This is a genomic window from Aeromonas sp. HMWF016, assembly GCF_963878195.1.
Classification (GTDB): Bacteria; Pseudomonadota; Gammaproteobacteria; order Enterobacterales; family Aeromonadaceae; genus Aeromonas; species Aeromonas lacus.
Genome location: NZ_CAWNWX010000080.1, coordinates 10,293 through 19,853, shown reverse-complemented (window position 1 = coordinate 19,853; position 9,561 = coordinate 10,293). Strand labels below are relative to the sequence as shown.

At 55.3% G+C, this 9,561-nt stretch carries 11 protein-coding genes and 4 tRNA genes; all 15 read left to right on the top strand.

The window, feature by feature from the left end:
- Positions 1 to 361: 361 nt before the first annotated feature.
- The 15 genes from AACS24_RS11665 to AACS24_RS11595 all read left to right on the top strand — a co-directional run bounded on the left by AACS24_RS11665 (position 362) and on the right by AACS24_RS11595 (position 9,544).
- Positions 362 to 1,918 carry a cytochrome ubiquinol oxidase subunit I gene (locus AACS24_RS11665; protein WP_108570770.1) on the top strand — a complete coding sequence of 519 codons (1,557 nt, stop codon included), beginning with the start codon at positions 362 to 364 and terminating at the stop codon, positions 1,916 to 1,918.
- 11 nt (positions 1,919 to 1,929) lie between these two features.
- Entirely contained in the window at positions 1,930 to 3,066 is a 1,137-nt protein-coding gene (cydB, locus tag AACS24_RS11660; RefSeq protein ID WP_108570769.1) for a cytochrome d ubiquinol oxidase subunit II, read from the top strand.
- A gap of 14 nt (positions 3,067 to 3,080) precedes the next feature.
- Positions 3,081 to 3,197, top strand: coding sequence for a cytochrome bd-I oxidase subunit CydX (gene cydX / locus AACS24_RS11655; protein WP_005304933.1), 117 nt, complete (start codon positions 3,081 to 3,083; stop codon positions 3,195 to 3,197).
- Positions 3,184 to 3,495, top strand: a complete 312-nt coding sequence (locus AACS24_RS11650) for a cyd operon YbgE family protein (protein WP_258222914.1) — start codon at positions 3,184 to 3,186, stop codon at positions 3,493 to 3,495. Before cydX ends, AACS24_RS11650 begins: the two co-directional genes overlap by 14 nt.
- Before the next feature lie 105 nt (positions 3,496 to 3,600).
- The gene (gene ybgC, locus AACS24_RS11645; protein ID WP_108570768.1) at positions 3,601 to 3,996 is read left to right on the top strand and encodes a tol-pal system-associated acyl-CoA thioesterase; all 396 of its coding nucleotides are present in this window, start codon (positions 3,601 to 3,603) and stop codon (positions 3,994 to 3,996) included.
- The gene (gene tolQ / locus AACS24_RS11640; RefSeq protein WP_033113514.1) at positions 3,997 to 4,686 is read left to right on the top strand and encodes a protein TolQ; all 690 of its coding nucleotides are present in this window, start codon (positions 3,997 to 3,999) and stop codon (positions 4,684 to 4,686) included.
- Positions 4,686 to 5,132 carry a protein TolR gene (gene tolR / locus AACS24_RS11635; RefSeq protein ID WP_033113513.1) on the top strand — a complete coding sequence of 149 codons (447 nt, stop codon included), beginning with the start codon at positions 4,686 to 4,688 and terminating at the stop codon, positions 5,130 to 5,132. The genes tolQ and tolR overlap by 1 nt, the downstream gene beginning before the upstream one ends.
- 5 nt (positions 5,133 to 5,137) lie before the next feature.
- A complete protein-coding gene (gene tolA / locus AACS24_RS11630; RefSeq protein WP_108570767.1) occupies positions 5,138 to 6,271 on the top strand; it encodes a cell envelope integrity protein TolA in 1,134 nt (377 codons plus the stop codon).
- A 3-nt stretch (positions 6,272 to 6,274) separates the two neighbouring features.
- Positions 6,275 to 7,600 (top strand): Tol-Pal system beta propeller repeat protein TolB, encoded by a 1,326-nt coding sequence (gene tolB, locus AACS24_RS11625; protein ID WP_041209179.1) that lies wholly within the window; start codon positions 6,275 to 6,277, stop codon positions 7,598 to 7,600.
- A gap of 49 nt (positions 7,601 to 7,649) precedes the next feature.
- A complete protein-coding gene (gene pal, locus AACS24_RS11620; protein ID WP_033113510.1) occupies positions 7,650 to 8,174 on the top strand; it encodes a peptidoglycan-associated lipoprotein Pal in 525 nt (174 codons plus the stop codon).
- 12 nt (positions 8,175 to 8,186) lie between these two features.
- Positions 8,187 to 8,996 (top strand): tol-pal system protein YbgF, encoded by an 810-nt coding sequence (gene ybgF / locus AACS24_RS11615; protein ID WP_041209178.1) that lies wholly within the window; start codon positions 8,187 to 8,189, stop codon positions 8,994 to 8,996.
- Positions 8,997 to 9,170: 174 nt separating this feature from the next.
- Positions 9,171 to 9,246: transfer RNA gene (locus AACS24_RS11610), tRNA-Lys, on the top strand.
- 31 nt (positions 9,247 to 9,277) lie between these two features.
- Positions 9,278 to 9,353: transfer RNA gene (locus tag AACS24_RS11605), tRNA-Val, on the top strand.
- Positions 9,354 to 9,375: 22 nt separating this feature from the next.
- Positions 9,376 to 9,451 (top strand) — tRNA-Lys (locus tag AACS24_RS11600).
- 17 nt (positions 9,452 to 9,468) lie between these two features.
- A tRNA-Val gene (locus AACS24_RS11595) sits at positions 9,469 to 9,544 on the top strand.
- The last annotated feature ends 17 nt before the right edge of the window (positions 9,545 to 9,561 follow it).

Sequence of the window (9,561 nt, the reverse complement as noted above, 5' to 3'; positions counted from 1 at the left end):
GATTTAAATCAATAAATTACGTTTTTTGTTATTCTGTGATCTGACTCATGTCATCAGACGTTAAATAGTTTAAAAATGCCTTTTGCAGCCATCTTTTGCGGGTGCTTTTACATTGATTTCAATCAAATAAAGGTGATATAAAACCACAGTCATCATGGGCGAGAATAAATTTCAGCTGGTTGTTTTGTAAATGTTAAACATTAGCTTTCTTTGTTCTCAGTTATTGCCTTGTTGTTAATGCTGGTTGTTAGTAATGGGGTTTTGTTGTGAGAGCTCATGGCGGGACCCATTTGATGGCCATCAACGGAAGCTTTGTCCTAAAACTTAAAATAGCCGTGCCAATAATCGGTGAGGAAACATCATGATTGCTGAGCATGTGGTAGACCTATCGCGGTTCCAGTTCGCTGCGACGGCCCTTTATCACTTCTTGTTTGTACCCCTGACGCTGGGAATGGCCTTTCTCCTGGCGATCATGGAATCTGTCTATGTGATGACCAACAACACCATCTACCGGGACATGACCAAATTCTGGGGTAAGTTGTTTGGTATCAACTTTGCTTTGGGGGTAACCACAGGCCTGGCCATGGAGTTCCAGTTCGGGACGAACTGGGCTTACTACTCCCATTATGTCGGCGATATCTTCGGGGCCCCGCTGGCAATCGAAGGGCTGATGGCCTTCTTCCTGGAGTCCACCTTCGTCGGTATGTTCTTCTTTGGTTGGGATCGTCTGAGCAAGCATCAGCATCTGGCTGCCACCTGGTTGATGGCGCTGGGTACCAACCTCTCCGCCCTCTGGATCCTGGTCGCTAACGGCTGGATGCAGAACCCGGTCGGTGCCGAGTTCAACTTCGAATCCATGCGGATGGAGATGATGAGCTTCGCTGACGTGGTGCTCAACCCGGTTGCTCAGGTCAAGTTCGTCCACACTGTGGCGGCTGGCTATACCTGTGGCGCCATGTTTGTGCTGGGTATCTCCTCTTACTACCTGCTGAAGAATCGTGATGTGGCGTTTGCCCGTCGCTCCTTCGCCATTGCCGCTGCGTTCGGTATGGCTTCCATCGTGTCCGTGCTGATCCTCGGTGACGAATCCGGTTACGAGACCGGTGAGGTGCAGAAGGTGAAACTGGCCGCTATCGAAGCCGAGTGGGAAACTGAACCTGCTCCGGCCGCATTTACCTTGTTCGGTATTCCGAATCAGGAAGAGATGCGCACCGACTACGCCATCAAGATCCCTTATGCTCTTGGCATTATCGCGACCCGTTCTCTGGACGGTCAGGTAACCGGTCTGAAGGATTTGAAGAGCGAGCACGAACTGCGCGTCCGTAACGGTATGACCGCTTACGACCTGCTGACCAAGCTGCAATCCGGTGACAAGTCTGACGAGACTCGCGCTCGCTTCGACGAAGTGAAGCAGGATCTGGGCTACGGTCTGCTGCTCAAGCGCTACACCAGCAACGTGACTGACGCCACCGATGAACAGATCAAGGCCGCTGTGGATGACTCCATCCCGCAGGTACTGCCGCTGTTCTTCGCCTTCCGCATCATGGTTGCCGTCGGCATGCTGATGCTGGTGCTGATTGGTATGGCCTTCTATGACAGTGCCCGTCACCAGATCGGCAAGCGCAAGTGGCTGCTCAAGGGTCTGCTGTGGGGTATCCCGTTGCCGTGGATCGCTATCGAAGCTGGCTGGTTTGTTGCTGAATATGGTCGCCAACCCTGGACCATTGCAGAGGTGTTGCCGACTTCCCTCTCTGCATCCAACTTGGCTGCATCTGAAATCTGGTTCTCTCTGATCGGTATCTGCCTGTTCTATACCGTACTTCTGGTTATCGAGATGTACCTGATGTTCAAGTATGCCCGTCTTGGCCCCAGCAGCCTGAAGACTGGCAAGTATCACTTTGAACAGATCAAGGCATAAGGAGAGCGACCATGTTTGATTACGAAACTCTGCGTGTCATCTGGTGGGCTCTGGTCGGCGTACTGCTGATCGGTTTTGCCATCACTGACGGCTTCGACATGGGGGTAGGGGCACTGCTCCCGTTCGTCGGCAAGAAAGATGTCGAGCGCCGTGTGATGCTCAACACCATGGGGCCGCACTGGGAAGGTAACCAGGTTTGGCTGGTCACTGCCGGTGGCGCCTTGTTCGCCGCCTGGCCGATGGTGTATGCCGCGACCTTCTCCGGCTTCTACATCGCCATGATCCTGACGCTGATGGCGCTGTTCCTGCGTCCGGTCGGCTTCAAGTACCGCTCGCTGCGTGCTGATGCCAAATGGCGCAGCAACTGGGATTGGGCCTTGTTCGCCGGCAGTGCCGTTCCTCCCATCGTGTTTGGTGTGGCCTTTGGCAACCTGCTGCAAGGTGTTCCGTTCGAGTTTAACCAGTTCATGATGTTGACCTATCACGGCAACTTCTTTGGCCTGCTTAACCCGTTCGGCATTCTGGCTGGTCTGGTTAGCCTGTTCATGCTGCTCACCCAGGGCGCAACCTGGTTGATGATGAAGACCGACGGTGAAGTGCTGGCGCGTTCCCGCACTGCCGCCATGATCTGCTCACTGGTGACGCTGGTGCTGTTTGCTGCCGCGGGTTGGTGGGTAAGCGGTATGGAAGGGTATGTCATCGTCAAGGCTGCCGCGACTGACGCAGTATCCAATCCGATGAACAAGGAAGTTGTCTTGCAGGCTGGTGCCTGGATGAACAACTACAGCCTCTATCCGTGGATGGTTGCGGCCCCTGTACTGGGTCTGGCCATGAGCCTGCTGACTGCGCTGTTTGCTCGGATGAACATCGGCTGGCTGGCGTTTACCAGCTCCTCGCTGGCGATTGCCGGGGTCATCCTCACTGCCGGTTTTTCCATGTTCCCGTTCGTGATGCCCTCAAGCCTTGAGCCGTCACTGAGCCTGACCATGTGGGATGCTACTGCCTCCTTCAACACCTTGCAGGTGATGACGGTGGCTGCAGCAGTCTTCGTACCGATTGTGCTGGGTTACACCATCTGGACTTACATCAAGATGTTTGGCCGGGTAACCAACAAGCACATCGAAGATAACCAACAATCTCTCTATTAAGAGGTGCGCTGACAATGTGGTATTTCACCTGGATCCTGGGGCTGTTGCTGGCCTGTGCATTTGGCATCATCAATGCGCTGTGGCTGGAACACACCGAGAACATGGATCGTCAGATCGATGAAAACAAGTGATCGACTCGCCAGGCTGGCTGCTCCACTGGAGCGCCAGCCGTGGCAGGGGTTGATGTTACTCGCGGCGGCCTTGTTGGCCGTCGCTATTTTGCAGGCCCCCAATCTGATAGCCGCCAACACCAGCGAGCATGGCCACTGGCTTGCTCCCTGGCTGATGTGGGCCGTCTGCTGCGGCATCCTGAACGGACTCGGCTTTCATCTGAAAAGCGTGTTCGGGCGGATCCTGTTCAACCCCTGGCTCGCCTGGCCCAGTTTGTTGTATGGACTTTGGCTGACACATTCATATTTCCTCTCATAAAAAACAGGGGGAGGCAGGATTTCCCTGCTTCCCCCTGCTTCTTTCCTATTCAGCGCTGCGCTATGATAGCCCCCCATCTGACTGTCGAATGGATCACAGATTGTTATGGGGGAAGTCCATGAGTTTCCGGTGCGTGTCTATTACGAGGACACCGACGCCGGGGGCATCGTCTACAACGCCAATTATCTCAAGTTTATGGAACGTGCTCGCACCGAGTTCCTTCGTGCAAAAGGGGTCGAACAGGACGTCTTGCTGCAGGAGGGATATGCCTTCGTCGTGAGTCGAACAGAGATCGATTTCCGCTCGGCGGCCCGTTTTAATGAACTTTTGAATGTGTTAACGCAAGTGACTGAAGTGAAACGCGCATCCATGTGTTTTTCACAGCAGATCCTGGCGGCTGATGGGCGACTGGTTACTCAGGCCATGGTACAGATAGCCTGTGTCAGTCATCCGCAAATGAAACCTGTTGCAATACCTGTAAATGTGAAGGGAGTGCTGTAAGTGCACGCTGAAATTTCGTTTATTGGCCTGTTTTGGCAAGCCAGCCTGTTGGTAAAACTGGTCATGATGACCCTGATGAGCATGTCGATTGTCTCCTGGGCGCTTATTATCCAGCGCTCCAAGGCGATCAAGGCTGCCAATATCGCATCTGAGCAGTTTGAAGATCGCTTCTGGTCCGGGGTCGATCTCAATCGCCTCTATCAGGAGTCCTCTTCCCGCCGCGATGACATCGAAGGCATGGAAGATATCTTCTACTCCGGTTTCAAGGAGTATGCCCGCTTGCTGAAGGCCGGCGCTCGTGGTCAGGATGCGGTGATGGACGGTACGTATCGTGCCATGCGTGTCTCTCTCTCCCGTGCGGTGGATGAGCTTGAGTCCAACCTGCCGGTGCTGGCGACCATTGGTTCAATCAGCCCCTACATCGGCTTGTTTGGTACCGTCTGGGGGATCATGAACGCCTTTATCGCCCTGGGCCAAGTACAGCAGGCGACCCTGCAGATGGTAGCACCCGGTATCGCGGAAGCGCTGATCGCCACCGCCATGGGTCTGTTTGCCGCCATCCCGGCCGTTATCTTCTACAACCGCTTCTCCAACAAGGTGGAAAAGCTGGAGAACGCCTACGCCAACTTCATGGACGAGTTCACCACCATTCTGAACCGTCAAATTGCACAGCAGCAGGGTGATCAGTAATGCAAACCTATCAGCGGATCCGGCGCAAGAAGGTGGCCGAGATCAACGTGGTTCCCTATATCGACGTCATGCTGGTGCTGCTTATCATCTTCATGGCGGTAACGCCGGTGATCACCCAGGGGGTCAAGGTTGACCTGCCGCAGGCGGAATCCGAGCAGTTGCCGGAAGATGCCAAGCCGCCCTTCATCGTCAGCGTCAACACCGATGGCGAGTATGTCATCAAGGCGGGCGAAGCCGAGGATGAGCCGGTGCCAAGCGGTACGCCCGAAGCGATGCAGCAGTACATCACCGAGAAAGCCATGGGCTATCTGGCTATCAACCAGAACGCTCCCGTGGTGGTGGCCGGTGACAAGTCGGTGCGCTACGAAGAGGTGATCCTGTTGATGGTGGCCCTCAAGAAAGCCGGTGTTCCTCAGGTTGGCCTGATGACTGATCCGGTGAATTGACGGAGATGGATGTGAAGCGTGGTATTTCCGGTTATCTCATCGCATCGTTTCTGCTGCACCTGATCATCGGCATCATCCTGTTTGTCGGTCTCGACTTCAGCAAGCCGAAGCGGCCCGAGTCGCAGGGACAGATCGTCCAGGCCGTCATGCTCGATGAGAACTTCCTCAACGAACAGGCCAAGCAGATCCAGCAGCAGAAATCTCAGCCCAAGCCTCAGAAGGTAGAGAAAGAGAAGGATAAGGAAGACACGGATCTCGCCAAGCGTGAGCTGGCTCAGAAACAGGAGCAGCTTCGCATCGCCGAGACCAAACGCAAACAGGCCGAAGAGGCTACTCGCAAGGCCGAGGCCGAAAAGCAGAAGAAAGTTGCCGAGCAGAAGCAGGCTGAAGAGAAGGCCCAAAAAGCCGAAGAAGCCCGCAAGCTGGAAGAGCAGAAGACTAAGAAGGCCGAAGCCGAGCGTAAAGCGGCGGAAGCCGAGAGTAAGGCGCTGGCGCTGAAGAAGAAAAAGGAACAAGAGAAGAAAGAGGCCGAAGAGAAGGCCAAAGCGGCAGAAGCCAAGGCCAAGAAAGCGGAAGCTGACAAGAAGGCCAAAGCCGAAGCAGAGAAGAAAGCCAAGGCAGACGCTGAGAAAAAAGCCAAAGCCGAGGCCGAGAAGAAGGCCAAGGAAGAGGCGGAGAAAAAGGCAAAAGCTGACGCAGAGAAGAAAGCCAAGGCAGAGGCCGAAAAGCAGGCCAAGATCGCGGCTGAGCGCAAGCGTAAAGCAGCCGAGCAGGCCAAGCTGCAAAAAGAGATGGAAGAGATGATGCAGCAGCAGCTGTCAGCTGAGGCCAATGCCCGCAGTCAGGCAGCATCGGCAGCAGCCCAAGGCGAAGTCGACAAATATGCGGCTCTCATCAAGGCCACTGTTGAGCGGTATATGATTTTGGATCCCACCATGCGGGGCAAAACATGTACTATCGGCGTACGTCTTGCGAGCAGTGGCTTTGTCATTTCGGTGGATAACGGCCAGGGTGACCCGGCGGTATGTCGTTCCGGTAAGGCGGCCGTATTGAAGGCCAACCAGTTGCCGGTGCCGAAGGATCCTGCGGCATTCGAGATGTTGAAGGAATTTAACCTCAAATTGGAACCGAGTATTTAAGCCATGATCAGAAAAGTGTTTTTTGCTTTGGTTGGTTGTTTGCTGCTGGGCCAGAGTGCCCATGCGGCTCTGGATATCGTCATCACTGGCGGTATTGACAGCGCCCGTCCCGTCGCCGTTGCCCCCTTCAAGTGGGAAGGCAACGGCCAGCTGCCGCAGGATATCGCGGAAGTGGTCTCCAACGACCTGATGCGCAGCGGCAAGTTCAAGCCGCTGGCGCGCAGCCAGATGCCGCAGACCCCGAGCAGCAGCAGCGAAATCAACTTCGCACCCTGGGCTGCCCAGGGGGTCGAGGCTGTGGTGGTAGGCTCCATCGCCGCCGTGGGTGACGGCACCTACAAGATCAACTTCGAGCTGGTCGATGTGCTCAAGGGCCAGCTGGCCAAGGCGCAGGGTGGCGAGAGCAACGGTTACATCCTGGATAGCCGCATGGCGACCATCCCGGGTGCCCAGATGCGTCAGTTCGCCCACCGCATCTCCGACATCGTCTATGAGCGTCTGACTGGCGAGCGTGGTGCCTTCCTGACTCGTCTGGCTTACGTTTCCGTACAGCAGGGGACCCAGTTCCCGTATCAGCTGCGGATCTCCGACTACGACGGTTACAACGAGAAGACCCTGCTGCGTTCCCGCGAGCCGCTGATGTCCCCGGCCTGGTCGCCGGATGGCAGCAAGCTGGCCTACGTGAGCTTCGAGAACCAGAAATCCGAGATTTACGTGCAGGACATCTACACCCAGCAGCGCAGCCTGATCACCAGCTTCCGCGGTATCAACGGTGCGCCGGAGTGGTCTCCGGATGGTCGTCGTCTGGCTATCGTTCTCTCCAAGGACGGGTCACCGAACCTCTATGTTGTTGATGTCGCTAGCAAGCAGTTGACCCGGGTCACCACCAGCCGGGTAATCGACACCGAACCCTCCTGGATGCCGGACGGGCAAAATTTGCTGTTCACCTCTGAACGTGGTGGCAAACCCCAGATTTATAGCGTAAATTTGGCGACTGGCATGACTCGCCGGATGACCTGGGAAGGTGAATCCAACCAGGGCGCATCCATCACACCTGATGGCAAGATCATGGTGATGGTGACCCGGGTTCAAGGGCAATACCGTATTGCCCGTCAGGATATGGACACCAATGCCCAGTTGGTCCTGACTCAGAGTGCACTGGACGAGTCCCCAAGTGTGGCTCCCAATGGCAGCATGATCATTTATGCCACCATCTATCAGGGTCGTAAGAGTCTTGCGTTGGTGTCGACTGATGGTCGCTTCAAGGCTGTGCTTCCGACCAGTAGCGGTGAAATTCGTGCACCAGCTTGGTCGCCCTTCTTGAATTGATAAAAATCCAATTGTTTTTTGTTTTGTTATAAAGGTTTAAGGAAATAGCATGCAACTCAATAAACTGCTCAAGGGTTTGGCCATCGCACTGCCACTGTTCACCCTGGCTGCTTGTAGCTCCTCTTCTGATTCAGGCTCTGCTGGTGCCGAATCAGGTATGACCGACGGCATGGGCGGTGTACAAACCGGTGGCGCCAACGGCATGTTGTCCCCGGAAGAGCAGATGCGTCAGAAGTTCGAAGCGCTGCAGCGCGACAACGTCATCTACTTCCCGTTTGACGGCTACGAAATCCAGGGTCAGTACGCTGATCTGCTGGATGCCCATGCCAGCTACCTGCGCGAGCGTCCGAGCGTGAAAGTACTGATCGAAGGCCACGCCGATGAGCGCGGTACTCCGGAGTACAACATCGCTCTGGGTGAGCGTCGTGCCAAGGCTGTTGCCAAGTATCTGCAAACCCTGGGTGTGCAGGCCGAGCAGCTCTCCATCGTCAGCTATGGCGAAGAGAAGCCGCTGGATCTGTCCCACACCGAGGAAGCCTTTGCCAAAAACCGCCGTGCGGTTCTGGTTTACTAAGGTTCTATACGGATGAATTTTGTGTATAAGCAAGCGGCCATTTCGATGGCCGTTTTATTTGCAGTCTCTGCCCACGCCGCGGCTCCGGTCAGCGATTTGGGGGGGGATTCCGGCGGCGTTGTCCTCAATGGTAACAACGGTGCCATCGTGCCCACCGGTAGCCTCGAAGATCGGGTTGCCCTGCTGGAGCGCACCCTGAACGCCCGTCTGCGACTGCAAGCTGACTTGCAGCAGCAGGTCGACTCCCTGCAAGGGGAGGTCTCCGAGCTGCGTGGTCAGCTGGAGCAGCAGACCTACCAGATGGAGCAGTCGCAAGAGCGCCAGCGTCAGCTCTACCAGGAGCTGGACAAGGTGAGTAGCCAGCAGCAGGCTGCTGCTCCGGCCGCCGCCGCACCAGCTGCCGCCACTGCTGCCAATCCGGCCCCGGCCGTCAACTACTCGACCAATCAGGACGAGAATCAGGCCTACGATGCTGCCGTGAACATGGTGCTCAAAGAGAAGAACTATGACAAAGCCATTCCGGCTTTCCAGGGCTTCATCAAGCAGTACCCCAGTTCAAGCTATGTCCCCAATGCACACTACTGGCTGGGCCAGCTGCTGTTCAACAAGGGTGACCGAGCCGGCGCTGCTGCCCAGTTCTCTACCGTCGCCAACAAGTACAGCAAGTCGCCCAAGCGCGCCGATGCCCTGCTGAAGCTGGGGATGCTGTCACAGCTGGATGGCAAGAAGGCCGAGGCGAAAGCGTTCTACGAGCAGGTGATCAAGGGGTATCCCAACACCTCACCGGCACAGCTGGCGAAGCAGAGCCTGAGCAAGCTGTAACATTGCCGTATGTCACTGTTTTCGTAACGGTACTGTAAAAAGAGCTGCCATTTGTACGCACAGTGAGCAAACGGATTTAAATTACGAATTTTCTGTTGCACCGGAAATTTAAATCCGTAATATAGGCCGCCGTCAGAGCCGAAGCAGTAATGCAGTCGGTACTGGCCGTGGTGAGGGTCGTTAGCTCAGTCGGTAGAGCAGTTGACTTTTAATCAATTGGTCGCTGGTTCGAATCCAGCACGACCCACCATTTTCTCCACCAGGTGGAGACAGAATTCCCAGGTCGTTTAGCTCAGCTGGGAGAGCACCTCCCTTACAAGGAGGGGGTCACTGGTTCGATCCCAGTAACGACCACCAGTTTGTAAAAAATGATTTAGATGGGTCGTTAGCTCAGTCGGTAGAGCAGTTGACTTTTAATCAATTGGTCGCTGGTTCGAATCCAGCACGACCCACCATCATTTCAAGAATCCCAGGTCGTTTAGCTCAGCTGGGAGAGCACCTCCCTTACAAGGAGGGGGTCACTGGTTCGATCCCAGTAACGACCACCAAGTTTGTAAAAATGATC

Excerpts from the sequence above, each read along its gene's own strand:
- cydX (WP_005304933.1), top strand. The coding sequence starts at position 3,081 with ATGTGGTATTTCACCTGGATCCTGGGGCTGTTGCTGGCCTGTGCATTT.
- ybgC (WP_108570768.1), top strand. The coding sequence starts at position 3,601 with ATGGGGGAAGTCCATGAGTTTCCGGTGCGTGTCTATTACGAGGACACC.
- tolB (WP_041209179.1), top strand. The coding sequence starts at position 6,275 with ATGATCAGAAAAGTGTTTTTTGCTTTGGTTGGTTGTTTGCTGCTGGGC.
- ybgF (WP_041209178.1), top strand. The coding sequence starts at position 8,187 with ATGAATTTTGTGTATAAGCAAGCGGCCATTTCGATGGCCGTTTTATTT.
- AACS24_RS11650 (WP_258222914.1), top strand. The coding sequence starts at position 3,184 with ATGAAAACAAGTGATCGACTCGCCAGGCTGGCTGCTCCACTGGAGCGC.
- AACS24_RS11665 (WP_108570770.1), top strand. The coding sequence starts at position 362 with ATGATTGCTGAGCATGTGGTAGACCTATCGCGGTTCCAGTTCGCTGCG.
- tolR (WP_033113513.1), top strand. The coding sequence starts at position 4,686 with ATGCAAACCTATCAGCGGATCCGGCGCAAGAAGGTGGCCGAGATCAAC.
- tolA (WP_108570767.1), top strand. The coding sequence starts at position 5,138 with ATGGATGTGAAGCGTGGTATTTCCGGTTATCTCATCGCATCGTTTCTG.
- cydB (WP_108570769.1), top strand. The coding sequence starts at position 1,930 with ATGTTTGATTACGAAACTCTGCGTGTCATCTGGTGGGCTCTGGTCGGC.
- pal (WP_033113510.1), top strand. The coding sequence starts at position 7,650 with ATGCAACTCAATAAACTGCTCAAGGGTTTGGCCATCGCACTGCCACTG.